The sequence below is a fragment of the Acinetobacter sp. 148 genome (genome assembly GCF_031196675.1).
Taxonomy (GTDB): Bacteria; Pseudomonadota; Gammaproteobacteria; order Pseudomonadales; family Moraxellaceae; genus Acinetobacter; species Acinetobacter baumannii.
On sequence record NZ_JAVIMT010000085.1, the window covers coordinates 387,244 to 412,118 of the forward strand.

The following is a 24,875-nucleotide window of genomic DNA, read 5'->3' on the forward strand; positions in this document are numbered from 1 at the left end:
TGATCTGTCACTCTGCCTTTTGCGGGTTAAATAGTCGGTCTTTAATAAATAACAATGGAATTACACCGCAGATAAAATAAGCTGCAGCCATCACCAAGAGCCCTAAACCAATAGAACCGTTTTGCGATAGATAACCAATTGTTAATGGAGAGAAAATAGAAAGTACTTTGCCAATGTTATAAGCACCACCCACTGCCGAGCCTCGAATAGAAGTCGGGAAGCTTTCTGTCATATATGTGGCATTAATTGCATAAGGCATACCGTAAAGGAAACCGAAAAACAGCATCATCCATAAAATGTTGGTTGGTGTATTTAAGTAGACAATCACTGGAATAAATAAGGCTGTACCAATGGTTCCAAAAGCGAATACAGCGCGGCGTCCTAATTTATCGGCAACGATCCCTGCAATTACTTTGGCAAACATCATAATTAGGAATGTACCGACCATATACATGGCCATTTCTTTAAACTTGATGCCAAGGTCAGACTCTAAATAAGCAGGTAACCAGTTACTTACCCCGTAATAACCAAACTGCAATGCCCCAGTACTAATAATCCAAAGAATAAACATGGTGCCATGTTTCTTATCTCTTAAAATCTCAAGATATGGATTTTGACGTTTTTTAGGTTGGTTACTTTGAGCGACTTCTAGCGCTTTTAGTTGACGGGCTTTTTTCCATGACTCAGGTTCAGGTACACAAAAGTGCATCAAAACTGACAAAACCACAGGGGTAATTGCAATCCAGTATAGGAAACGCCAGCCATGTTCAGGAATAATATGACCTGCTAGTAATGTCGCTAATAAAGAACCTAGGGTATAACCTGTCATCAGCGTTGCTAAAACGGTAGAACGGTGTTTCGTTGGCACCATTTCAGACATAAGAATGTTACAGGCAATATAAAGTGCACCTAAGCCCATGGCGCCTATTGTTCTTAAAACTGCAAATTGCATATAAGAATGTGTAAAGCCGAGTGCGCAGGTTAATATCGAAGAAAAAGCAATAAAGAAAACAATAATGCGGACCCGGCCAAAACGGTCACAAGCCCAACCACCAATAAGACCACCCACGGCCGAACCAAATAGTGTCAAGCTTCCTAATGTTCCGGCTTGCACACCAGTTAAATGAAACTCTGCTTTAAGACTAGTGAGGCTTAATGCCAAAAAACCTAAGTCGGCCCCGTCACATAAAAGTGTAAAAAAAGCGAATATAAAAGCTGTAATCCAAATCTTTTTTGGTGTTTGAATAGCTTCAGTGCTACTCATATTCTCTGTAACAGTCTTTGTTGTCATGTCCATATCCTCAGAAGGAACATGAGGCATCCCATGCCTCATGGCATTTGATTTTTTATTAGGCTGTAGCTTCCCTAATCATGTTTTTGGCAATAATAAGTTGTTGAACTTGCGTGGTTCCTTCATATAAACGGAACAAACGCACATCTCGATAAAAACGCTCAATCGCATATTCACTGATATAGCCCGCACCACCATGAATCTGTACACAGCGGTCAGCAACACGTCCGCACATTTCAGTCGCAAACATTTTTGCGCAAGATGCTTCTGTGCTAATGTTTTCGCCATTGTCACGGCGGCGAGCTGCATCTAGGACCATACATTTAGCTGCGTAAATCTCGGCTTTTGAGTCGGCAAGCATGGCTTGAATAAGCTGGAAGTTTGCAATAGGTTGACCAAACTGTTTACGCTCAATCGCATAGTGCAGTGCGTCGTTTAACATGCGTTCGGCAACACCTACGCTATAGGCACCAATATGCAAACGTCCTTTATCCAGCACTTTCATGGCCGTTTTAAAACCGACACCTTCTACTCCACCAATCAGTGCAGAAGCAGGCACACGGCAATTTTCAAAAATCACATCACAGGTATGTGAGCCCTTTTGCCCCATTTTTTGGTCAATTTTGCCCAACGTAATGCCCGGCGTATTCGCCTCAACTAAAAAAGCTGAAATGCCACCCGACCCTTTAATTTCAGGATTCGTTCGAGCCATTACAGTAAAAGTTGCAGCATGGGGTGCATTGGTAATAAAACGTTTGGTGCCGTTTAATACATAAAAATCGCCGTCTTTTACTGCACTGGTTTTTAAAGAGGCAGCATCAGAACCAGATTCAGGCTCGGTTAAACAAAATGAACCAATAATTTCGCCACTTGCGTAACGTGGTAAATATTTCTGCTTTTGCTCTTCTGTACCATCAATCAAAATTGCACTTGAGCCAATCCCGTTATTGGTACCAATTAAAGAACGAAAAGCTGGTGAAGTTTGTCCAAGTTCAAATGCAACTCTGACTTCTTCTTCCATAGTGATGCCTAAGCCACCATATTCTTCGGGAATTGTAAGACCGAACAAACCAAGCTCACGCATTTGCTGCACAATGTCATCCGGAATTTTGTCTTTCTCTACCACTTCGTTTTCACGAGGGATCAATTCATTTTTTACAAAATCTCGAATTGTTGAAAGTAACTGCTCCAACATCCCTTCATCACGGATCATCTGTGATCTCCCTTTTTATGTATTTCCATCGTACCCATCAGCCATCTCCAGCTTGTCTGGATACCATGTTTTAAATCTTGTTTACTGCGGATGTGTTTCATAGTACGAGAACAAAAATACAAATTTCAAGCTTTTTTGAAAGTTAATTTCGTTTAACGAAATTTAAAAAATCACCATTACGTAATATCAATAACTTAGCTATTTTAAAAGATAATAACTACGCTCTTAAAAGAAATAAGACTTGAAATAAATTCCAAAATAAGCATCATAAAAGGAATATAGTTTTGATATGCGAAACAAGGAATTCAAAAATGAGTGTGTCAACAGGGAATAATTTCGTAGAAGTCGACTTTTCTATTCAAAAAATAGCGATTGTAAAAATTAACCGCCCAGAAGCAAAAAATGCTTTAAACGGTGAAGTTCGCAAACAACTCGCACAAGCTTTTACCGAATTAAGTTTTAACGATGAGATCAATGCGGTTGTGCTCACAGGTGGTGAAGAAGTCTTTGCCGCAGGTGCAGATTTAAAAGAAATGGCAACAGCAACTTCAACAGAAATGTTATTGCGCCATACCGAACGTTATTGGAATGCGATTGCTCAGTGCCCTAAACCTGTGATTGCTGCTGTAAATGGTTACGCATTAGGTGGTGGCTGTGAACTTGCAATGCATGCTGACATTATTATTGCAGGTAAAGGCGCAACCTTTGGTCAACCGGAAATTAAAGTCGGTTTAATGCCGGGTGCTGGTGGGACACAACGTTTATTCCGTGCGGTTGGTAAATTTCATGCCATGCGCATGATTATGACGGGCGCCATGGTCAAAGCCGAAGAAGCTTATACCATTGGTCTTGTTTCACAAGTCACAGAAGATGACCAAACTATTCCAACTGCAATTCAAATGGCACAAAGCCTCGCCAAAATGCCGCCGATTGCCCTGCAACAAATTAAAGAAGTTGCGCTTATGAGCGAGGATGTTCCATTAAATGCAGGCTTAACTCTAGAACGAAAAGCATTCCAGTTACTGTTTTCGACCGAAGATAAAAATGAAGGCGTTCAAGCTTTTATCGAAAAGCGTAAGCCGTCGTATCAAGGTAAATAATTTAAAACCATAATAACAAAGGAATGAAAATGGCCAGAAAAGTATTAATTAGTGCAGGTGGTTCAGGGATTGGACGATGCATTGCTGAAGTCTTTTTAAACAATCAGGATGAAGTTTTTGTTTGCGATATTAATGCTAAAAGCCTAGAACAATTTCAACAAGATTATCCAAATTTGCATATCTACACATGTGATTTAGCTGATCATGAACAAATTAAACTGATGTTTAGCCAAGCAATTCAGAAGCTTGGCAGTATTGATATTTTAGTCAATAACACAGGCATTTCAGGCCCAACCATTGCCGCAGATGAACTAAGTTTTGAAGATTGGAACACGGTGATTAATTTAAACCTGAATAGCACTTTTTTAATTACCCAGTTAGCCATTCCCTATTTAAAGCAAGCACAGGCAGGCGTGATTATAAATATGTCATCTATTGCCGGACGCTTAGGCTATCCATATCGATTGGCCTATTCCACTTCAAAATGGGGACTGATTGGTTTTACCAAAACGCTTTCTATGGAACTCGGTGCAGATAATATTCGAGTTAACGCTATTCTTCCGGGTGCAGTCGATGGTGATCGAGTTCAACGTGTATTACAGGCCCGTGCCGATGTAGCGCATACCTCACTTGAAGAAGTGACTCAAAATGCACTGAAAAATCAGTCGCTCAAATATTTTGTTAATCCAAAGCATATTGCAGATTTATGCCTATTTTTAGCATCAGATAGTGGCCGCTCAATTTCAGGACAAATCTTACCCATTGATGGTGATAAACAATGCTTAAGCTAAATCACCTAACCCTATTTTTCCGTTTAATTTCAAATATAGATCAATAATCAGGATGATCGACATGACTTATGATATTAAAAGCATGGCTGTGATTGGTGTAGGTGTTATGGGCAGTGGTATTGCTCAAATTGCTGCACAGTCAGGTCATACCACTTATTTATATGATGCCAAAGAAGGCGCCGCAGAACAGGCTAAAGAAAAACTGGCTGCTACATTTCAAAAGTTAGTCGACAAAAATAAAATTACATCTGAGCAAGCAGCAGCGGCAAACAACCATTTAATTGTTGCTCATCAAATTGAAGATTTAAAAAATTGCGACCTGATTGTAGAAGCAATTGTTGAACGTCTCGATATCAAACAAAGCTTGATGCAGCAGCTTGAAGACATTGTTTCGGATAATACTATTTTAGCCTCAAACACCTCTTCTCTTTCTATTACAGCCATTGCGGCAAATTGCAAGAAGCCTGAGCGTGTTGTGGGTTATCACTTTTTTAACCCAGTTCCACTCATGAAAGTGGTTGAAGTCATTCGTGGTTTAAAAACAGACCCACTTATTATTGATGCTTTAAACGATCTGTCTCGTGCATTTGGTCACCGCCCTGTTGTAGCGAAGGACACCCCTGGATTTATTATTAATCACGCGGGCCGAGCTTATGGCACCGAAGCGCTCAAAATTTTAAATGAAAACGTCTGTGATATTAGTGAAATTGATCGAATTTTACGTGACGGCGTAGGATTTAGAATGGGTCCATTTGAATTAATGGATTTAACTGGCCTTGATGTTTCGCATCCAGTTATGGAGTCGATTTATCACCAATACTATGAAGAAGCCCGCTACAAACCAAACCCGCTTACCAAACAAATGTTAGATGCCAAACAACTTGGACGTAAGGTTAATCAAGGTTTTTATAACTATGAAACCGGTTCAAAAACAGGTGAACAACCTGCGAAGTTTGTAGAGCGTTTAGCGCAATATCCAAAAGTTTGGATCGCTGCCGATTTCTTAGACGATAAAAAACAACTCGAAGATTATTTAACTCAACACAATATTGCTCTAGACATCAACCCTGAACCACAAACAGTTAGCTTATGTTTAGTTGCTTGTTACGGCGAAGACACAACCCAAGCGGCGACCCGCTTAGGGGTTAACCCAGAACAAGCCGTTGCTATAGACATGCTTTATGGCATTGCAAAGCACCGAACCTTGATGCCTTCACTTGTTACCAAACCTGAATACCGACAAGCAGCTCACTCTATTTTCAATCTAGATGGAAATATGGTCAGCATGATTGCTGAAAGTATTGGCTTTGTTGCGCAACGTGTTTTAGCAATGGTCATTAATCTAGGTTGCGATATTGCCCAGCAAAAAATTGCAACGGTAGATGATATTAATGCTGCAGTACGTCTTGGCTTAGGCTATCCATTTGGTCCAATTGAATGGGGCGATCAAGTCGGTAGCGAAAAAATCTTACTCATTCTTAACCGTATAACAGCACTTACGCATGACCCGCGTTACCGCCCTAGCCCATGGTTACAGCGCCGTGTCGCACTTCATTTACCTCTTACTTTTACTAACGAGTCTTGAAAAGGAATTTCTCAATGTTAAATGCATATATTTATGATGGTTTACGTAGTCCATTTGGCCGTCATGCAGGTGAACTTGCCTCAATTCGCCCTGATGATTTAGCCGCAACTGTCATTCAAAAACTACTAGAAAAAACTGGTGTGCCGGGTGCGGATATTGAAGATGTGATCTTAGGCGACACCAACCAAGCTGGAGAAGATAGCCGTAATGTGGCACGAAATGCGCTATTACTTGCAGGTTTACCTGTTACTGTGCCAGGCCAGACAGTAAACCGCTTATGTGCTAGTGGTTTAGGTGCTGTGATTGACTCAGCACGTGCTATTACTTGTGGTGAAGGCGAACTGTATATTGCAGGTGGTGTAGAAAGTATGTCTCGCGCACCTTTTGTGATGGGTAAAGCCGAAAGTGCTTATAGCCGTGATGCAAAAATTTATGACACCACCATTGGTTCTCGCTTTCCCAATAAAAAAATTATTGCGCAGTACGGCGGACATTCAATGCCTGAAACGGGCGATAACGTTGCAGCCGAGTTTGGGATTAGCCGTGAACAAGCCGACTTTTTTGCAGCCCAATCACAAGCCAAATATCAAAAAGCCAAAGAAGAAGGTTTCTTTGTCGATGAAATTACCCCAATTGAGGTTTTCCAAGGCAAAAAATTGCCACCTAAACTCGTTTCTGAAGATGAACACCCTCGCCCAAGTTCAACTGTTGAAGCACTCACAAAGTTAAAACCACTGTTTGAAGGTGGCGTGGTTACAGCTGGTAATGCATCAGGGATTAATGACGGTGCAGCAGCACTTTTGATTGGTTCAGAAGCAGCGGGGCAAAAATATGGCCTAAAACCAATGGCAAAAATCTTGTCTGCTGCGGCGGCTGGTATTGAGCCACGCATTATGGGTACAGGTCCGATCGAAGCCATTAAAAAAGCGGTTGCACGTGCTGGCCTTACTTTAGATGACATGGACATTATCGAAATTAATGAAGCCTTTGCTTCACAAGTTTTATCTTGTTTAAAAGGTTTAAATGTTGATTTTAATGACCCACGTGTGAACCCGAACGGTGGCGCGATTGCTGTTGGTCATCCACTTGGTGCTTCAGGCGCTCGTCTTGCGTTAACAGTAGCGCGCGAGTTAATTCGCCGTAAGAAGAAATATGCCGTGGTGAGCCTATGTATTGGTGTAGGTCAGGGTCTTGCGATGGTGATTGAAAACGTTTCATAACCATTGAACCCGATATCCATTCATCACAACAGCGCAGTGATGAATGGATTTATTTTGCAGAGCGAAATATAATGGCAAAACTATTGCTTTAATTATATTTGAGGATCGAATGTCTCAAAACACGGAAACTGAAAAACCAATAAATTTTGATGAGATACGTTTAGATCCTATTTCGCATATACATCGGGAAAATAACCCGCAATTTATTGCTTCTTTAGCGCGCGGTTTAGAACTTTTAAGATGCTTTTCTGCAAATAATCAGGTGCTTGGCAACCAAGAATTAGCAAAAATGACAGGTTTACCTAAACCGACCATTGCACGTATTACCAATACCCTTGTTTCATTAGGTTATTTAAAACAATTGCCTAACTCGACCAAATACACACTAGATATTGGTGTCTTATCTTTAGGATATGCAGCTTTATCTAACATCTCGATTCGTAATATTGCTCATCAATATATGGAAGAGATGAGCCAGTATGTTCAAGCGCCTGTGGCGATGGCAACGCGTGATCGCTTAAATATGGTGTATATCGATGTTGTGCAAATTGAAACAGCCTTAAATATGCGCCGTCCAATTGGTTCGACTTTACCACTGCATAGCAGTTCGATGGGACGAGCATGCTTGGCTGCGACCCCTGAACGTGAGCGCAACTTTCTACTTGATGCATTGAAACAAAAAAATCCAGAAAACTGGCCAGCCATAAAACGCTCATTAGAACGAGCTTTCCGTGATTATCAAGATTATGGATATTGTTTGTCGTTAGGTGAGTGGCATAAAGAAGTGAACTCGGTGGCTGTACCTTTGGTTAGTTCTAAACACGGTCTTTATGTTTTTAACTGTGGTGCGCCAAGTTTTCATTTAAATCCAGAAAAACTTGAAGGTGAAATTGGACCACGTTTAATCCACATGGTGCACAATATTCAAGATGCTTTGAATGAAACGCACTAACAATCGTGCTTAGACAGTCATGGTTGTGTTGATTAAGGTTCCACTTTCATTATGACGATAGGCATGATGAAAAACGCACTCTATACCCCAACCATTATTTTAATGGCGATTGCCGCAGGCATTTGTACAGGTGGAAATTATTTTAGTCAGCCACTTATTCACTCAATTAGTGTAAGCCTAAATTTAACCGAAACAACCACAGCGTGGGTGCCCACTCTAGCCCAAATCACCTACGCATGTGGCTTACTCTTTTTAATGCCATTAGGGGACATAATAGAAAAGCGCAAGCTACTATTTATCTTTATGTTATTGGCTTCAAGTGGATTAATTATTAGCGGTTTTTCGCACAATATTTATCTTTTACTGCTTGGCACTATCATTACTGGTTTATTTTCCAGCGCAGCCCAACTGTTGTTACCGCTTGCTGCAAGTCTGGTTCCAATTCAACAAAGTGGCCGTGTCGTAGGCTTTTTACTGAGTGGACTGATGATGGGGGTTTTACTCGCCCGCTCCCTTTCTGGACTGATGTCTACACTTTTTGCATGGAATATTATTTATCTGGTTAGTGGTTTTCTGTTACTTGTGATTGCCTTTATTTTGCATCGTAATATCGGGTTATTTCCACCGACTAAATCTGAAAACTATGCGAAAACCATTCGTTCTTTACCACAGATTTTTATTCAAAATCGACGATTAAGAACCAGAACTTATATTGGTGGTTTTACATTTGCATGCGTGAGTTTAACCTTTACCACCATGTCGTTGCTTTTGGCTCCGGCGCCCTATTTTTTTAGTGACTTTACCATTGGCCTTTTCGGTTTTGTTGGCGTGTTAGGAACTTTTGTTGCTAATTTTTCAGGCAAATTTATTGACCAAGGCTATATCCATAAAATTTCAATTTATTGCGGCATTGGCCTTATATTAAGTTGGATTCTTTTTTCACTTTTACCCTACCATTTTGCTTTTTATATTATTGCCTTACTCATTCTCTACGCTTCTCTTTCTGCTGTACATGTCACCAACCAAAGTATTGTATTTAAACTTAATCAAGAACTACGTTCGCGGTTTAACGCGATTTATATGACAGGTTACTTTGCTGGAGGCGCTTTAGGCACAACGGCGGGAAGTTATGCTTGGAAACACTTCGGATGGACGGGCGTCTGTATTTTAGGCTTAATTTTTGCCGTTTTATGTCTTTATTATTGTGTGAGTGATGCAAAAAATCAGCACAATTAAAACTTGTGCTGATCTTATATAAAGTAGGCAATAGTTCGTTATAGAACCCCTAATAACCGACCACGAATAATATCTTCTGCCTCTTTGACAATCCGGCTAACCAGTTCATCGCATGTCGGAATATCATGGATTAAGCTTGCCACTAACCCACATGACCATGCACCTGCATTTACATCGCCATCAATCATGACTTTTGGATAAACCCCAGCAACTTCTTCAATAATATCTTCAAACTTAATGTTATCGCCGAGTGCTTTTTCTTTTGCCACGATTTTTTCTACGGCCGCATTATTCATGACACGTTCAGTATTTCGCAAAGCACGCATAATTAAACGCGTATCTCGTTCGGTTGCATTCAGAATCGCCTGTTTCACATTTGCATGTACGGGAGCTTCCTGAGTCGCAATAAAGCGCGTTCCCATATTAATTCCATCGGCTCCCATCGCTAAAGCAGCCGCGAGTGAGCGCCCATCTGCCATACCACCCGAGGCAACAAACGGAATCTCTAATGCATCGGCTGCTAAAGGTAATAAAATCATATTGGGCACGTCATCCTCACCAGGATGCCCACCACACTCAAAACCATCTACAGAAACCGCATCACACCCAATTTGCTGAGCTTTTAAGCTATGTCGAACCGAAGTACATTTGTGAATTACTTTAATACCAGCAGCCTTTAAATATGGCATCACCTGTTCAGGATTACGCCCCGCTGTTTCCACAACCTTTACTCCGCCTTTAATGATTGCTTCTACAAAACCCGGATAATCAGGAGTATTCACAGTAGGCAAAAAGGTTAAATTTACCCCAAAAGGCTTGTCGGTCATTTCTCGGCAACGTGCAATTTCTTTTGCCAGATTTTCAGGTGTACGCTGAGTCAGGCCAGTGATAATACCTAACCCGCCCGCGTTCGAAACCGCAGCAGCAAGCTCTGCAAAACCAACATAATGCATACCGCCTTGAATAATTGGATGCTCAATTTCAAATAATTCTGTAATTTTGGTCTTCATATTCTTTCCACTCACTGTTCTATAGCCAGCCTCTTATTTCCTTAACAGGGCTAGATACTTATTTACGCATAAATCCTATCAACATTTAAAGTAATTTAAGCTAAAAATTTCACAATACAAAATTTTATACCACAATATAAAACAAAATAATTGATAACGGAATTATTTTTCGATAGCATCAGTTTAAATTTTAGACGGAAAATTATTTAAAGGAATGAACGATGCAGCAGAACAACAAAACCCAAAGCGAGCTTAAAACAGGCACAATTCATAAGTATTTTGATAGAAATATACTAACGCTCACCATGAGTAATGCCACTAAAAAGAATGCAATTAATTATGAAATGTATGCAGCTTTAAGTCAGGCATTAGATCAAGCTGCAACCAATCAAGACATTCATGTGGTTGTGCTTACTGGTGAAGACTCCGAATTTACCAGCGGCAATGATGTAAACGCATTTGAAAAACGAGATACCACCAGTTCCGAACCACCCGCTTCGATTGTTTTCTTAAAAAGCTTAGCAACTTTTCCAAAACCGATTATTGCTAAAGTAAATGGTGTGGCAATTGGCATTGGCAGCACTATGCTTCTACATTGCGACCTTGTGTATGCAAGCCAAAATTCTATTTTTCAGTTTCCCTTCGTGAATTTGGGACTTGTACCTGAAGCGGGTTCAAGTTACATCTTGCCAAGATTATTGGGCTTTGCTCGAGCTTCGGAAATTATTTTACTCGGTGAAAAGTTTTCGGCAGACCAAGCAAAAAATTATGGTCTAGTAAATGAAATATTTGAGGCAACTGAGCTGAATCAGGTAGTTGAAGATGTGGCAATTAAACTCGCTCACAAACCAAGCCAAGCCTTACAGCTCAGTAAAAAGTTACTAAGAGATATGCCAATTGATGATCTACTCAATCGTATTGATCATGAGTCGACTATTTTCTCGCGTTGTTTACAAGGTCCCGAGTTTAAAGAAGCATTAAGTGCTTTCAAAGAAAAACGGAAACCGAACTTTCACAACCAAACAGCCTAAAGCTTACCCACTAAAAAGCCAGCCTTGAAAAAACAAAGCTGGCTCTTATAAATGAATCAAATAGGTTTAGCTAATTTCAGTGCGAATATTATTCACCATATGTAAAAGACGTGGTGCAATATCTTCTTCAAGTTTTTCACGATTCATAATGAAACTTGGACCACCACAGTTAAACACCAATAAACCATGTTGTTCATGAATGAGTGGTACCGCAACCGAATTGACATCTTTATGCCATTCGCCAATTGAAAAACAATAACCAAAATCTTGGTAGTCTTTAAAGGCTTTGTCTAGATCACGGTTAATTTTGATCCAGTCTTCTTTGTGCTTGTTACGAATCGCATTAAGCAAGAACTCTCTTTCATCTTCAGGCATGGCAGCTAAACATGCACGTCCCATCGAACTTAAATGAATCGGTAAATACGTTCCGACTTGACGGCGCATGGTCATATTGCCTTTGCCTTGCACCACGTCAAGATAAATCATATTCAGACGATCGCGTGTTGCCATGGCTACAGCAGCACCAGCATAGTCTGCCAAATTTTTCATATATGGATGAGCAATAGAGCGAATCGATACGTTAGACAGCATCGAATAACCAAACGCAAGAACTCCAACTGAAAGCTGAAATTTGCTTGAGTTAGGTACTTGTTTGATATAACCCAAACGCGACAAGGTATGTGTGAGGCGAGTAATGGTTGGTTTTGGCAAACCTGTCATCTGAGCAAGCTCTTGATTGCCCAAATGCTGATGTTTAGGCGTAAAACAACGTAATAGCTCTAAACCACGTGCTAATGCAGTAATAAATTGGCGATCATTTTCATCCTGCATGTCTTCAATCGGATGTAATAATTCATGCCTTAAAGGCGCTAATAATTTTTCTGTCTGTTCTGCATCAACTGCATCATTCATTGTCATACCAATCCATATTTTGTTTCGCACTGCGAAAATTATAATCTATTTTTTCTATAAATAGCAAAAGAGCAAACGTCCAAGTCTGCATTTATAAAATAACTTCATTTAACTTATTAAAGCGAAAGATTAAATATTTTATTTTCTGATTTTAAATATAATTTTAACCTTCCGCTTTTAAGCCACCTACCCAATTACACCTTTTTCTTTGAGCTCAGCCAGTTTTTCTGAAGAAACCACTCTTCCCAAAACTGCCTGCGTATGTTCACCCAACAATGGAGGAGCTGTTTTGTATTCAACAGGTGTTCTCGAAAGTTTGATTGGTGACCCAATTACCTTCAGTTTCTCACGTTGAGGGTGATTCATCTCGACCAGCATTTCTCTGGCAATCACTTGTGGCTCTTCAAAAGCTTGTTCCAAGTTATTAATCACACCAACGGGAACTTTAGCAGCATAGATTGCATCTACCCATTCATCTGCTGTTTTTGTTAAAAAGTGAGTTTGTAAAATTCCGATAATTTCATCACGATGCTTAATGCGGTCTGCATTTCGGGCAAAACGCGGATCATTTGGTAAATCGGGTAAACCAATACTACGACAGAGTTGAATAAACTGAGTGTCATTTCCACATGCAATAATAAAATCACGGTCAGAAGCTTTGAACACTTGATAAGGGACAATATTGGCGTGTGCATTGCCATAACGTTTAGGGATATTACCCGATGAAAGATAGTTCATTCCCTGATTTGCCATTGTGGCAATTTGAACATCAAGCAAAGCCATATCAATGTATTGGCCTAAACCCGTCACATGACGGTTGAGTAAAGCAGCCTGTATGGCAATCGTAGAGTAAAGACCAGTGGCTAAATCGGAAAATGCGACCCCTACTTTTTGTGGTCCACCACCAGGCAAATCATCACGCTCACCTGTGACCGACATGAGCCCGCCCATACCCTGAATAATAAAGTCGTAACCGGGTTCCTCTGCTCTTGGACCAGTTTGACCAAAGCCTGTAATTGAGCAATACACCAGTTTAGGATTAATCGCAGATAAAGACTCGTAGTCTAAACCGTATTTTTTTAAAGACCCTGCTTTGTAGTTTTCAATCACGACATCGGTGTCTTGAATGAGGGCTTTAATCAATTCTTGACCATCAGGACTGGCAATATCGATGGCAACCGATAATTTATTACGGTTGGTAGACTGATAATATGCAGCTTCTTGAGTGTCTTTGCCTGAGTCATCTTTCATCCAAGGTGGTCCCCAAGAACGGGTATCGTCACCAACTTTCGGTCGTTCAATCTTGATTACTTCTGCGCCTAAATCGGCAAGAATCTGCCCACACCAAGGTCCAGCCAATACCCGACTTAAGTCAAGCACCCGAATTCCATTTAAAGCACCCATCTTCATCCCACTATATTTTGTGACTTATTTCCTATAAGAAAACTTATCTATTTAAAATTTCGCATAGCGATATATATTTTTAATATACACAGCTCTTTTTAAAAATCAAACTTTAATTTTCCACTAAAAATAATGATTTTTTATAAGAAAATATAGCTTAAATAAATCAATAAATTAGCCAAACATAAATCAAAAACAAAGTATCGCATTGCGAAATTAATTTTCAAAATATATTGTTTTGCATTCATCCTTTGATTACTATCGCTTCAAATATTGGTGATTTTACGAACATCACATTGATGTTTTCTGCATGTAGTAAAAGGACGAGACTATGATTCGAGATCAGGAAACCTTAAATCAACTTGTTGATATGATTCGACAATTTGTCGAAGGTGTATTAATTCCTCATGAGAATGAAGTCGCTGAATCGGATGAAATTCCTCAAGATATCGTTGAGCAAATGAAAGCTCTCGGTTTATTTGGTTTAACCATTCCTGAAGAATACGAAGGTCTTGGCCTAACGATGGAAGAAGAAGTCTATGTCGCTTTTGAATTAGGTCGTACCTCTCCTGCTTTTCGCTCTCTCATTGGAACCAATAATGGCATTGGCTCAAGTGGCCTGATTATTGATGGGACCGAAGCACAAAAATCATTTTTCTTGCCACGTTTAGCACGTGGTGAAGTGATCAGCTCTTTTTGCTTAACCGAACCGGATGCAGGTTCTGATGCGGCATCTTTAAAAACCAGTGCAGTAAAAGATGGCGATTTTTATGTGTTAAACGGCACTAAACGCTTTATTACCAATGCACCTCATGCTGGTGTATTTACAGTCATGGCACGCACAAACTTTGACATTAAAGGTGCTGGCGGCATTTCTGCCTTTATTGTTGATAGCCAAACTCCGGGCATTTCTCTTGGCAAACGCGATAAAAAAATGGGACAAAAAGGTGCCCATACCTGTGACGTTATTTTTGAAAATTGCCGCATCCCTGCTTCGGCACTCATTGGTGGTGTTGAAGGTGTTGGTTTTAAAACTGCTATGAAAGTGCTGGATAAAGGCCGTTTGCATATTGCTGCCTTGAGTGTCGGCGCAGCAACACGAATGCTAGACGATTCTTTAAATTACGCCATCGAACGCAAGCAATTTGGACAACCGATTGCCGAATTCCAACTCATTCAAGCCATGCTTGCTGACTCGAAAGCCGAGATTTATGCCGCTAAATGTATGGTCTTAGACGCTGCACGCCTACGCGATGCAGGGCAAAACGTTAGCACGGAAGCCTCTTGCGCAAAAATGTTTGCAACCGAAATGTGTGGCCGCGTTGCTGATCGCTGCGTACAAATTCACGGCGGTGCGGGCTATATCAGTGAATATGCCATTGAACGTTTTTATCGAGATGTTCGTTTGTTCCGTCTTTATGAAGGGACCACTCAAATTCAACAAGTGATTATTGCCCGAAACATGATTCGCGCTGCGTCTTAATCAAATTTTAAGCACTTTAAAACGACTTGAAGTGCTTTCAATCAAATGTAGGTAATGGATTATGGCTACAAATTACAAAGAAGGTCTTTCTCGTATACAGCCTCATACGTGGAAAATAGCATTTATTTTTGCATTTCTAGCACTATTGGTAGATGGTGCAGATTTGATGCTGCTGTCTTATAGCTTAAATAGTATTAAGGCAGATTTTGGATTAAGTTCAGTACAAGCAGGTATGCTTGGCAGTTTTACATTGGCAGGTATGGCTGTTGGTGGAATTTTTGGGGGATGGGCATGCGATAAATTTGGTCGCGTGCGCATTGTGGTTATTTCTATTTTAACTTTCTCGCTCCTCACCTGTGGCTTAGGTTTCACCCAAAGCTTTCTTCAGTTTGGTATTTTAAGATTTTTTGCATCACTGGGTTTGGGTTCACTCTATATCGCCTGTAATACCCTCATGGCCGAGTATGTCCCAACCCGTTATCGCACCACAGTACTTGGAACCTTACAAGCTGGCTGGACCGTCGGCTATATTGTTGCGACCTTGCTTGCAGGCTGGATTATTCCCGATCATGGCTGGCGCATGTTGTTTTATGTTGCGATTATTCCTGTTGTTATTGCTGTCCTCATGCACATTCTTGTACCAGAACCAGAAGCATGGCAAAAGTCTCGACTACAACAACCTGTTGTGGCTCAGAATGCTCAAAAAACTTCAGCATTTAAGCTTATTTTCCAAGATAAACGAAACCGTAATATGTTTATCTTATGGGCGTTAACGGCAGGCTTTTTACAGTTTGGCTACTATGGTGTAAATAACTGGATGCCTTCATATCTAGAAAGCGAACTGGGTATGAAGTTCAAAGAAATGACGGCTTATATGGTAGGTACATATACCGCTATGATTTTAGGTAAAGTTCTTGCGGGTATGATGGCCGATAAATTAGGGCGTCGCTTTACCTATGCTTTTGGTGCAATTGGTACTGCTATTTTCCTACCTCTGATTGTCTTTTATAACTCGCCAAGCAACATTTTATATTTACTGGTCACCTTTGGTTTCCTCTACGGCATCCCGTATGGCGTAAATGCAACCTACATGACCGAAAGTTTTGCGACAGCCATTCGCGGTACAGCCATTGGTGGTGCTTATAACATCGGACGTTTAGGCGCTGCATTAGCCCCTGCAACGATTGGTTTCTTAGCCTCTGGTGGCTCAATTGGGTTAGGCTTTGTCGTCATGGGTGCTGCCTACCTCATTTGTGGTGTGATACCAGCCCTATTCATTAAAGAAAAAATATACGACCCTCAAAAGTCGTAAAGAGATCCATCACAAAAAATCCTATAGGTCCTATGACTATAGGATTGATGGTCTAACGATCTAAACATGTGTTTTAAATCGTTAGCCGGAAATAAGGAATTTACTCCTCAAAGTTATTCCTTATTTCCACATATGTAGAGTTTATTACTCTTCATTTTAATTTTTTAGGTAAGCTTAGCTCCCAAGGGAGCTAAGCTTAAAAAGATATAGGCCTAAACTTTGTTCAAGGTCGTTCACCCTGCCTCAAACGGCGTTCAATATCATCGAGTACATTTGGCAAATCAGCGACACTATCAATCACATAGTGAGCGCCCGACGCATTCATTTTTTGGTATGCCTTATCTTTTAGAACAATCTGTTCATCGGCCGATAATGCGCTCCACTCTTCATAGCTTAAACCGACTTCATTGCCACTAATCGCAAGCCCGACTGTCCAGCAACCTGCGTTTAAACCTTCGTCAATTCCCACCACAGTATCATCTACTTTTACAACGGTTTTGATGTCGGATACATCGAGTTGAATTAAGTTTTTCCATAGCATTTCAGGATATGGACGGCCATATTTCACGTCGCTGGCAGTAACGATACAGTCTGGACGGTAGCCCTGATCGGCAGCATCTTTGACCAAGCGGCCAATCATCATGGATGCATAGCCCGTGTTACTACCAATTTTTGCACCACGCTTTTTAATATTTTCAAAAGTAGCTAATGCACCCGGAATTAAAGCAGAACATTTCGGAATAGAATTTAACTGATAAGGAATAAAGTCTTTATATAAACGGTCAATATCTGCTTCAGTTGCAGGCTTCCCATATACTTCCTGCCATGCCGCTGCGACACGCGGCATTTTTAAAACTGCTGCAATATGATCACGTTTTTCTAACCCCATTGGCGCACGCGCTTCTTCAACCGTAATTTCAACTTTATTGTCTTTAAATAAAGCCATAAAAGCCAAAATTGGTGCACGTGAGCCAAAATCTACTGTTGTACCAGCCCAGTCAAAAACCACAGCCTGAATTTGTGTATTGTTGGTTGTCATGATGTATTCCCCTTAATTTAATAAAAATTATGCTGTTACAGCTTGGTTTAGGTGGTTTTCGCAGTAGCTCGCAATTGCAGCAAGAAGCCCTTCAATGTCATGAATATAAACTTCGCCAATATTGCCAATACGGAAGCAGTTAAGGTCAGTGACTTTGCCCGGATAAATCACATAGCCTGATTTTTTCAGGGTTTCATAAAATGACTGGAAGCTAAATGTTTCGGCTGTTGGGTAAAGAAAAGTGGTAATGATGGGTGATTGTGGGCACTCTTTACCGAGTACCAATTCGAAGCCAAGTTGTTGCATACCTTGCGATAAGGTTTGTTGGTTTTGTAAATAACGTTGATAACGTGCAGCAACACCGCCTTCTATCTCAAGCTCAAGCAATGCTTGATAAAATGCACGTACCACATGGGTTGGCGAGGTAAAACGCCATTTACCTTTATGCTGCTCCATCGTATTCCACTGGTCATACAAATCGAGACTTACCGAACGAGCTAAACCTTTACATGCTTCTAGGCAATCACGCTTTGCCAAAATAAAACCAAAACCCGGAACACCTTGAATACATTTATTTGCACTTGAAATTAGAAAATCAATTTCAAGCTCAGCCATATCCATAGGTACTCCACCAAATGAACTCATGGCATCCACAATCCAGATTTTTCCTGCTGCTTTAACTAAACGGCCAATGTCTTGAATCGGATTTAAAATACCAGTGGTGGTTTCACAGTGCACACAAGCAACATGGCTAATGGTTTTATCTTCTAAAACGCGCTCAATCTCTTGTAAATCTGGTGTTTGAGTTTCTAAATAGTTCAGCTCTACAACTTCAATATTTAAGCAACGCGCCATTTGCACCATACGTGCACCGTATGCGCCGTTATTGATAATCAAGATTTTGCCATCACGTGGAATAGCTGACCCAAGCACAGACTCCACAGCAAAACTTCCACTGCCTTGCATTAATACAGCCGTATATTTTTCAGGTTGGCTGGTTGCTAAGTTGACTAGACGAGAGCGAATATCTTGTACCAGCGAGTTGTATTCTTGGTCCCAAGTACACCAATCTTTTTGCATGGCACGGCGTACTGTTGCCGATGTTGATAATGGTCCTGGAGTAAGAAGCAAATACTTGTTCTCTAAATCCATATCTAGTTGGGGTTGCATGTTCATAATGTTACTCATTTCTTTCGCGTTCATTTCAATATACATCAATCTGGTTTAAACCAGATGACAAACTAGTAAATATTTTGTTCTAATATTTCTTTCATAAAGCCAGCCCCTGTAGTCATGCCTTTGCCAGCAATCGCACTCACCAGAAAGATATTTTTTTCAGCTTCAGCGACACAGGCCAACTCATGTTCATGGGTCAGGTAATAACCATTCCAACGTTTTTGAATTGGAGGTAAAGTCAGCCCTAGTTTTTGGCGGCAGTATGTTTGAATAAACTCATTAATCTCTTCACGCTGCTCGAACTGAGGCGCTTCGTTAATAGAATGATATTCGTGACTATCTCCTACGATCAGTTCGCCAAATTCGTTTTGTTTAATCAGAATATGAATACCGAATTCTTTAATGAAACCCTGCTGTGATGCTTTAACTAGCTCGGCATGACTTGGGCAAATTTCAAAAGCCGGATAACGTGAAATAGATAAGCCTGAATAAAGAGAAGCATTTAAGTTTTGGTGAAACGGTTGAGTCAGAGCCATTTGTAGGCCACAACGTTTAAGATTCAAGCTTTGTAAAAGATCTGGATATAAAACATCGATGAATTCACCGTGACAGATCAAAACTTTATTTGCCCGATAAGTCTCACCACTTGCCAAACGAACCTGACAACTTCCCTGCTGATATTGGGTTTGAACGACACAGGCATTGGTATAAATCTTTACGCCTTTTCTTTGTGCATATGCCAATAGTCGCTGCCCAATCACATGCGGTTCGACCGAATAGTCTTCTTCAAAAACCAAGCCGCCTTGAAACTGCTGCGCGGGGTTTAAATAAGAAAATTGGGTGACCAGTTCATCATGCTTTAGCAAATGAACTGGAATTTGGTAATTATTTGCACGCTCGGCAAACTCATTTAAAACCTGCCATTCAAGTGCCGTGTTTGCCAGATAGACACCTTGGCGTTGAGCAAACGAAATATCGGTTTCAGTTTGAATACGCTGATAAAAAGAACGCGTTTCAAGCGCGTACTTTCGCCACTGTTGCTCTGGATGGGTTAAGGTCGATGTTCCGACCATGCCGAAATTACGGCGAGTTGCGCCCACAGGCTTGGCATTTTTCTCGAAGATGCAAACTTTCAAGCCTTGTTCTTGTGCCTGTATTGCAGCGGACAAACCTAAAATACCGGCTCCGACAACAATTAAATCAAACTGTGCATTATTCATAAGACTTCCAATTTGCGAAATTTAGGATGAATAAACCCTTGCCTTGTTGAACAAAGCATTTCGTTTCAGTCGGTTAAATAAAAATTGTGTTTAGCTAAAACTTAGTGAGAACTTTCACGCCATTGCTGACTTCTTGCCATAATTTTTCGGGTAAATAACCAGTGAATGAGTTTTACAACACATGAGGTGGTTAAAATTAGAATGCTCATCGCAACAGCGGCAACCGTGTCTCCCGCATCATCCATATTTAAAACAGCTACCGCAGCTAAACTGGTGTCTGGTGAATAGAGGAAAATGGCAGCCGATACAGTCGTCATGGCATTGACAAAAATATAGACCGATACATCGCATAGCGCTGGAAAACACATGGGCAAATACACTTTCCAAAAGGTTTTCCACTTCGATGTTCCTAAAGTTTGTGCTGCTTGGTCGAGCTGTAGCGGAATTTGTTTAATCGCATTGGTTAAAGTCAGATGTGGCACGGTGTAATAATGCACAATGGTTGAAATCACCAAAATAGTCATGGTTCCATACAGCACATTTAACGGGTTACTTTGCTGGTTAAAAAACAAAATATAAGCAATACCCAAGACCAATCCCGGCACAGCAAGGGGTAATAAAACCAAAGCTTGCACATAGTTTTTAATGAGTGGATGTGCCTTAAAACGTTCAGTTAATAGTGCCACTATAAAAATCAGTACTGTTCCAAAAACCGTACTAAAGAGTGCCATGCGAACCGAGTTAAAGTACGCTGCCCAACCGCCGCCATCGACATATTCAAAACTGTAATGTGCTAAGGTCAAAGACAAATCATAAGGCCAAGACTGAATGAATGAAGCCAGCACTGCCGTAAAGATAATCAGTAAAATCACACCTGAAACTAAACCACAAAATAAGCCCAGAACGACTTCAAGTTTTTTATTCGATGCTGAAACATAAGGTTTAGTCTGAAAAGCTTGAAACCGTGCATGGCGTTTGCTTTGAATACGATCGCAAATGAATACAAAAACTGCTGGTAACAACAATAAGATGGAAATCACTGCACCCATGCTCATATTTTGCTGACCAATAATCTGTTTATAGACATCAAGCGCCATCATGTTAAATGAACCGCCAATGACTTTTGGAATCCCAAAATCGGTCAGTACATAAATAAAAGCCACCAGACTTGCACTAATAAGCCCATAGCGAATTGTAGGTAATGTGACGTGATAATGCGTCTTCCAGATATTTTTGCCGAGCGACAAAGACGCCTCAATTAAACGCTGATCGACACTGCGAAAAGACACCATCATCAACATCAAAATTGCTGGAAATAGCCAAAAGCAGTAGCTGATTAAAATACCGATTGGACCATAAATTTGTATATCGCCCAGCAAAGGTTTAAACACACCTTGCTTACCAAACAAATAAACCAGTGCCAAAGAAGGTAAAAGTGACGGCGCTAAAATCGGTAAAAAAGCCACCAGTTTAAAGAAGCCTTTGCCTTTTATATTCACATTGGTAAGAGCAAAAGCATAAATACTGGCAAGAAATACTGTAATGACAGTAGCAGCACAAGCAACCCACACCGAGTTAAATACAGAGCTGAGTAAAGCTGGACTTGCAAAATAGTTATAAAAATTTTCAAGACCAACAAAATTTTGATTTTCATCAAAAAATGCAGTTTCAAACAGCATCATTAAAGGAGCAATAATCGCTAAAGTCAAAGCGATTGCGACCATAGCCAAAGCAATATTTGATCTTAATGAATATTCAGTTTTTCGACGCGGCTGTGTTTTTAAAACCGCTGAAGCAGCTTCATTTAACATAGTGCGTACCCGTGTTCGTCAAAGACATGAATGAGTTGATTAGGCACTTTTATAAACATCAGTTCTTGCAAAGTTTTGAACTTGATATTTTCAATTTCAATTTGCAAAAGGTGTTTTGCCTGCTCAATTCCATCGATATGAATAGCGCAAAATAAACGACGCTTGGCACCTAAAAATTCAGTGCTTAATACTTTAACTGGCAAATACAACGACTCTTTATCACTACCAAAATCATCAACCAACTCGACAGCTTCGGGTCTAAAACCAATGCTGTAATTTTCCCCTACTTTAAGTTTTTGTTGCTCCAAATTTAGAGGAATAAAACCTAGAACCTCGAGCTGATTAACTACCGAACAAGTCGCAATCATAAAGTTCATGGTGCCAATAAACTTTGCAACGAATTGGGTTTGTGGCTTGTAGTAAATATTGTGCGGCGTATCAATTTGCTCAATGACACCATGATTCATGACTACAACACGGTCAGAAATGCTTAATGCTTCTTCTTGGTCATGTGTGACCATAATGGTTGGTAAATTAAGCTGCGTTTGAATCGAACGGATCTTTTGTCTTAGGTTTAGACGTACCTGAGCATCGAGTGCAGACAATGGTTCATCCAACAGTAAAATATCAGGCTTCGGCGCAATTGCCCGAGCAAGCGCAACACGTTGTTGCTGACCACCCGACAATTGGTTTGGATATTTTTTAGCAATATCAGGTAACTCAATCAGTTCCAATAACTGCTGAACTCGTTGGCTACGCTGTGATTTATCCCATCTTTTTTTGTCCAAGCCAAAAGCAATATTTTCTTCTACATTTAAGTTTGGAAATAACGCATAGTTCTGAAACACAATGCCGCAGTGACGCTTTTCAGCACTGAGCAACGTAATGTCTGCGCCCTTTTTTATAACCTTTCCATAATCAGGTTTTTCTAGACCCGCAATTATGCGTAGCAATGTGGTTTTACCGCATCCAGAAGGTCCCAAAAAGCTCACGAACTCGCCCGCTTTCAGGTCTAAATTAATATGCGCTAGGGCCTGAAAGTGTTGGAACTTTTTTTGAATATCCATCACTTCTAAAACTGAGGGGCCATGTTCAGGATATTTATAGGTCGTTAAGGTCGACAATAAATGCCCTGCTAACTCACCTTTTGGATTTTGACCTAGCAGCGATGACTGCAATGACGAAGGTATTTGCATAATGAGGCCCTTATCCAAAAGATCACTTTTCAAAACGCTTTGACCATTCAGCCAAAATACGTTCACGCTGCTCGGCCGCCCAATAAAAATCATTTTTTACTAGCATTTGAGGAAGGTTTTTTGGGAAGTCCATGGTGGTATTTTCAATGCCTTTATAGGCCACCATTGAAAAGTTATGGGCATAGGCTTCGTTTGCCGCTTTGCTTACCGACCAGTTTATAAATTTCTGTGCGCTGCTTAATTTCTTGGTTCCTTTCACAATTGCTGAGGCTTCCATTTCCCAGCCTAAACCTTCAGTTGGATAAACCACTTCTAAAGGTGCACCCTCTGCTTTTAACTTAAATGCCGGATAACCAAAAGAAACACCAATTGGGATTTCGCCCTGTGCGGCCATTTTGCAAGGTTTTGAGCCAGAGTGAGGATATTGTGAAATGTTTTTATCCAAAGCTTGCATATAGTCCCATGCCTGCTTTTCGCCCCAAATTTGCATCCAAGCCGTGACATCTAAATAGCCTGTACCACTCGAAGCCGGATTTGGCATCACAATCAGGTTTTTATAAATGGGCTTGGTTAAATCTTTCCAAGTTTTTGGAATTGGTAACTTACGTTTTTCTAATTCGACTTTATTGACACAAATTGCAGATTCCCATGCATCCATACCAGTCCAAGTCGGTACAGTTTTTTGGCTTATAAATTCTGGTTTTAGATTTTGCACGCCTTCAGGTTTAAAAGGCTCAAGCATGTCCTTTTTTTCCATCACCAGCAAACTGGTTAAAGCCACACCAAAAACCAAGTCCGCTTGTGGGTTTTTCTGCTCTGCCAAAAGTTTAGCGGTGATTACACCAGTTGAATCACGTACCCATTTTACTTTGAGTTCAGGATAGGCTTTATGTAATTCTTCTTGGTATTGTTTAAGCTGGTCGGCTTCCACTGCCGTATAGACTGTAATTTCTTCTGATTGTTTTGATGTTGCTGATGAACATCCCATTTGAATAGCAACCACCACACCTAAAACTGATGCAGTACCGAGTTTAATTGTCTGTTGAACATACTGTTTCATCTGCAAACCATCGAATGCAATTATTTGATGGTCGTATTTCAACAGCTTTATATGACAGTTTAATTAATCTGGTTTAAACCAGATTGTGTTTTTATGCTCGAGCTTCGAAATGTAAATCTAAAACATCATGTAGCCAATATTCTTGGTCAACATCGGTAATCACGCCTTCTTCATTTCTGTTGCTACGGCAAATATATAAACCAAGCGCGCCCACATTCACATGCAGTGCTTTGGCCTGCTGTTCCGATAAAGCGGTTGGATAGAGGTTAATGTCAGCTCTGGTGATATGGCAGTTATATTGATTTGCCATCAGTAAAGTAATGGATTGCTTGAGATCATGAGTTAAAAACTCAGGAAAAAGCTCGGCATTCACACGTAAATGTTCAACCAAAACAGGTCGTCCATTAATACAACGACGTCGCCAAACTGAATAAATCGGATGGCCTTTTTCAACTTTTAAATGCTTGGCATCCCAAGAAGTAGCCTGAGTCAGCTCACTCGAAATCACTTCTGTAGAAGGTTCATAGCCTTGTTCAATCACAAACTGATTAAAGTTTTTAGTCGATTGTGGGTGATAAATAATACGAGGAGAACGAACATACCAACCACGGCGGTCTAATCGATAAATCAGACCATCAGTTTCCAAAGCCAGTAAAGCTTCACGTGCAGCCACTCGTGTGGTTTGGAATTGTTCCGAAAGTACTCTTTCCGAAGGGAGTTTTGCGTGGGCTTCTAATACGCCAGATTCAATATCATGGGCAATTGCATCGCGAATAGGAATATATTTAGGTATGCGTGCTTGGTCCTGTTCCATACAAACTTAGAATTTATAA

21 protein-coding genes are annotated in these 24,875 nt (G+C 40.5%); 9 read left to right on the forward strand and 12 right to left on the reverse strand.

All coding sequences use genetic code 11. The features are described from left to right. Positions 1-7: 7 nt before the first annotated feature. Both RFX69_RS17225 and RFX69_RS17230 read right to left on the reverse strand, forming a co-directional pair. A complete protein-coding gene (locus RFX69_RS17225; RefSeq protein WP_002011956.1) occupies positions 8-1,291 on the reverse strand; it encodes an MFS transporter in 1,284 nt (427 codons plus the stop codon). Between the two features lie 58 nt (positions 1,292-1,349). Then, complete coding sequence (locus tag RFX69_RS17230) at positions 1,350-2,504, reverse strand: acyl-CoA dehydrogenase family protein (protein ID WP_000617392.1); 1,155 nt, start codon at positions 2,502-2,504, stop codon at positions 1,350-1,352. 311 nt (positions 2,505-2,815) lie between these two features. On the opposite strand from RFX69_RS17230, the gene RFX69_RS17235 reads away from it, so the two are divergent. The 6 genes from RFX69_RS17235 (at position 2,816) to RFX69_RS17260 (ending at position 9,388) form a co-directional block, all read left to right on the forward strand. Continuing rightward, the gene (locus RFX69_RS17235; RefSeq protein WP_272355972.1) at positions 2,816-3,604 is read left to right on the forward strand and encodes an enoyl-CoA hydratase; all 789 of its coding nucleotides are present in this window, start codon (positions 2,816-2,818) and stop codon (positions 3,602-3,604) included. A gap of 29 nt (positions 3,605-3,633) precedes the next feature. Next, entirely contained in the window at positions 3,634-4,395 is a 762-nt protein-coding gene (locus RFX69_RS17240) for an SDR family oxidoreductase (RefSeq protein ID WP_005111202.1), read from the forward strand. A 61-nt stretch (positions 4,396-4,456) separates the two neighbouring features. Beyond that, positions 4,457-5,980, forward strand: a complete 1,524-nt coding sequence (locus RFX69_RS17245; RefSeq protein WP_272355971.1) for a 3-hydroxyacyl-CoA dehydrogenase — start codon at positions 4,457-4,459, stop codon at positions 5,978-5,980. A gap of 14 nt (positions 5,981-5,994) precedes the next feature. Then, positions 5,995-7,200 carry a 3-oxoadipyl-CoA thiolase gene (locus RFX69_RS17250; protein WP_289332409.1) on the forward strand — a complete coding sequence of 402 codons (1,206 nt, stop codon included), beginning with the start codon at positions 5,995-5,997 and terminating at the stop codon, positions 7,198-7,200. Between the two features lie 109 nt (positions 7,201-7,309). Further along, positions 7,310-8,152, forward strand: coding sequence for an IclR family transcriptional regulator (locus RFX69_RS17255; RefSeq protein WP_000081482.1), 843 nt, complete (start codon positions 7,310-7,312; stop codon positions 8,150-8,152). 63 nt (positions 8,153-8,215) lie between these two features. Then, positions 8,216-9,388: an MFS transporter gene (locus RFX69_RS17260; RefSeq protein ID WP_000977187.1), complete on the forward strand. Its 1,173-nt coding sequence runs from the start codon at positions 8,216-8,218 to the stop codon at positions 9,386-9,388. A 38-nt stretch (positions 9,389-9,426) separates the two neighbouring features. On the opposite strand, the gene RFX69_RS17265 is transcribed toward RFX69_RS17260, so the two are convergent. Next, positions 9,427-10,398 (reverse strand): nitronate monooxygenase family protein, encoded by a 972-nt coding sequence (locus RFX69_RS17265; protein WP_032070492.1) that lies wholly within the window; start codon positions 10,396-10,398, stop codon positions 9,427-9,429. A gap of 221 nt (positions 10,399-10,619) precedes the next feature. On the opposite strand from RFX69_RS17265, the gene RFX69_RS17270 reads away from it, so the two are divergent. Next, on the forward strand, positions 10,620-11,429 hold the full coding sequence (locus tag RFX69_RS17270; protein WP_272330979.1) for an enoyl-CoA hydratase: 810 nt from the start codon (positions 10,620-10,622) through the stop codon (positions 11,427-11,429). Between the two features lie 66 nt (positions 11,430-11,495). Here the strand turns inward: RFX69_RS17270 and RFX69_RS17275 are convergent, their stop codons facing one another. Together RFX69_RS17275 and RFX69_RS17280 are read right to left on the reverse strand one after the other, a co-directional pair. Beyond that, on the reverse strand, positions 11,496-12,341 hold the full coding sequence (locus RFX69_RS17275) for an IclR family transcriptional regulator (protein ID WP_000996083.1): 846 nt from the start codon (positions 12,339-12,341) through the stop codon (positions 11,496-11,498). Positions 12,342-12,527: 186 nt separating this feature from the next. After that, on the reverse strand, positions 12,528-13,745 hold the full coding sequence (locus tag RFX69_RS17280; protein WP_005128931.1) for a CaiB/BaiF CoA-transferase family protein: 1,218 nt from the start codon (positions 13,743-13,745) through the stop codon (positions 12,528-12,530). Positions 13,746-14,076: 331 nt separating this feature from the next. Here RFX69_RS17280 and RFX69_RS17285 point away from each other — a divergent pair, with 331 nt between their 5' ends. Both RFX69_RS17285 and RFX69_RS17290 read left to right on the forward strand, forming a co-directional pair. Next, complete coding sequence (locus RFX69_RS17285) at positions 14,077-15,228, forward strand: acyl-CoA dehydrogenase family protein (protein WP_005128932.1); 1,152 nt, start codon at positions 14,077-14,079, stop codon at positions 15,226-15,228. A gap of 61 nt (positions 15,229-15,289) precedes the next feature. Further along, positions 15,290-16,540: an MFS transporter gene (locus RFX69_RS17290; RefSeq protein WP_272331335.1), complete on the forward strand. Its 1,251-nt coding sequence runs from the start codon at positions 15,290-15,292 to the stop codon at positions 16,538-16,540. Positions 16,541-16,763: 223 nt separating this feature from the next. Here the strand turns inward: RFX69_RS17290 and phnX are convergent, their stop codons facing one another. The 7 genes from phnX to RFX69_RS17325 all read right to left on the reverse strand — a co-directional run bounded on the left by phnX (position 16,764) and on the right by RFX69_RS17325 (position 24,856). Beyond that, a complete protein-coding gene (phnX, locus tag RFX69_RS17295; protein WP_272355969.1) occupies positions 16,764-17,579 on the reverse strand; it encodes a phosphonoacetaldehyde hydrolase in 816 nt (271 codons plus the stop codon). Between the two features lie 27 nt (positions 17,580-17,606). Next, entirely contained in the window at positions 17,607-18,794 is a 1,188-nt protein-coding gene (gene phnW, locus RFX69_RS17300; RefSeq protein WP_289332414.1) for a 2-aminoethylphosphonate--pyruvate transaminase, read from the reverse strand. 26 nt (positions 18,795-18,820) lie between these two features. Continuing rightward, the gene (locus RFX69_RS17305) at positions 18,821-19,975 is read right to left on the reverse strand and encodes a TIGR03364 family FAD-dependent oxidoreductase (RefSeq protein ID WP_289332410.1); all 1,155 of its coding nucleotides are present in this window, start codon (positions 19,973-19,975) and stop codon (positions 18,821-18,823) included. 101 nt (positions 19,976-20,076) lie between these two features. Further along, positions 20,077-21,786, reverse strand: a complete 1,710-nt coding sequence (locus tag RFX69_RS17310; RefSeq protein ID WP_284072298.1) for a putative 2-aminoethylphosphonate ABC transporter permease subunit — start codon at positions 21,784-21,786, stop codon at positions 20,077-20,079. Next, complete coding sequence (locus RFX69_RS17315) at positions 21,780-22,982, reverse strand: ABC transporter ATP-binding protein (RefSeq protein ID WP_261481265.1); 1,203 nt, start codon at positions 22,980-22,982, stop codon at positions 21,780-21,782. Before RFX69_RS17315 ends, RFX69_RS17310 begins: the two co-directional genes overlap by 7 nt. A gap of 22 nt (positions 22,983-23,004) precedes the next feature. After that, positions 23,005-24,042 carry a putative 2-aminoethylphosphonate ABC transporter substrate-binding protein gene (locus RFX69_RS17320; protein ID WP_272355966.1) on the reverse strand — a complete coding sequence of 346 codons (1,038 nt, stop codon included), beginning with the start codon at positions 24,040-24,042 and terminating at the stop codon, positions 23,005-23,007. A 91-nt stretch (positions 24,043-24,133) separates the two neighbouring features. Beyond that, positions 24,134-24,856, reverse strand: coding sequence for a UTRA domain-containing protein (locus RFX69_RS17325; protein ID WP_000434318.1), 723 nt, complete (start codon positions 24,854-24,856; stop codon positions 24,134-24,136). Positions 24,857-24,875: the final 19 nt, after the last annotated feature.

Excerpts from the sequence above, each read along its gene's own strand:
- RFX69_RS17225 (WP_002011956.1), bottom strand. The coding sequence starts at position 1,291 with ATGACAACAAAGACTGTTACAGAGAATATGAGTAGCACTGAAGCTATT.
- RFX69_RS17230 (WP_000617392.1), bottom strand. The coding sequence starts at position 2,504 with ATGATCCGTGATGAAGGGATGTTGGAGCAGTTACTTTCAACAATTCGA.
- RFX69_RS17235 (WP_272355972.1), top strand. The coding sequence starts at position 2,816 with ATGAGTGTGTCAACAGGGAATAATTTCGTAGAAGTCGACTTTTCTATT.
- RFX69_RS17240 (WP_005111202.1), top strand. The coding sequence starts at position 3,634 with ATGGCCAGAAAAGTATTAATTAGTGCAGGTGGTTCAGGGATTGGACGA.
- RFX69_RS17245 (WP_272355971.1), top strand. The coding sequence starts at position 4,457 with ATGACTTATGATATTAAAAGCATGGCTGTGATTGGTGTAGGTGTTATG.
- RFX69_RS17250 (WP_289332409.1), top strand. The coding sequence starts at position 5,995 with ATGTTAAATGCATATATTTATGATGGTTTACGTAGTCCATTTGGCCGT.
- RFX69_RS17255 (WP_000081482.1), top strand. The coding sequence starts at position 7,310 with ATGTCTCAAAACACGGAAACTGAAAAACCAATAAATTTTGATGAGATA.
- RFX69_RS17260 (WP_000977187.1), top strand. The coding sequence starts at position 8,216 with ATGATGAAAAACGCACTCTATACCCCAACCATTATTTTAATGGCGATT.
- RFX69_RS17265 (WP_032070492.1), bottom strand. The coding sequence starts at position 10,398 with ATGAAGACCAAAATTACAGAATTATTTGAAATTGAGCATCCAATTATT.
- RFX69_RS17270 (WP_272330979.1), top strand. The coding sequence starts at position 10,620 with ATGCAGCAGAACAACAAAACCCAAAGCGAGCTTAAAACAGGCACAATT.
- RFX69_RS17275 (WP_000996083.1), bottom strand. The coding sequence starts at position 12,341 with ATGAATGATGCAGTTGATGCAGAACAGACAGAAAAATTATTAGCGCCT.
- RFX69_RS17280 (WP_005128931.1), bottom strand. The coding sequence starts at position 13,745 with ATGGGTGCTTTAAATGGAATTCGGGTGCTTGACTTAAGTCGGGTATTG.
- RFX69_RS17285 (WP_005128932.1), top strand. The coding sequence starts at position 14,077 with ATGATTCGAGATCAGGAAACCTTAAATCAACTTGTTGATATGATTCGA.
- RFX69_RS17290 (WP_272331335.1), top strand. The coding sequence starts at position 15,290 with ATGGCTACAAATTACAAAGAAGGTCTTTCTCGTATACAGCCTCATACG.
- phnX (WP_272355969.1), bottom strand. The coding sequence starts at position 17,579 with ATGACAACCAACAATACACAAATTCAGGCTGTGGTTTTTGACTGGGCT.
- phnW (WP_289332414.1), bottom strand. The coding sequence starts at position 18,794 with ATGTATATTGAAATGAACGCGAAAGAAATGAGTAACATTATGAACATG.
- RFX69_RS17305 (WP_289332410.1), bottom strand. The coding sequence starts at position 19,975 with ATGAATAATGCACAGTTTGATTTAATTGTTGTCGGAGCCGGTATTTTA.
- RFX69_RS17310 (WP_284072298.1), bottom strand. The coding sequence starts at position 21,786 with ATGTTAAATGAAGCTGCTTCAGCGGTTTTAAAAACACAGCCGCGTCGA.
- RFX69_RS17315 (WP_261481265.1), bottom strand. The coding sequence starts at position 22,982 with ATGCAAATACCTTCGTCATTGCAGTCATCGCTGCTAGGTCAAAATCCA.
- RFX69_RS17320 (WP_272355966.1), bottom strand. The coding sequence starts at position 24,042 with ATGAAACAGTATGTTCAACAGACAATTAAACTCGGTACTGCATCAGTT.
- RFX69_RS17325 (WP_000434318.1), bottom strand. The coding sequence starts at position 24,856 with ATGGAACAGGACCAAGCACGCATACCTAAATATATTCCTATTCGCGAT.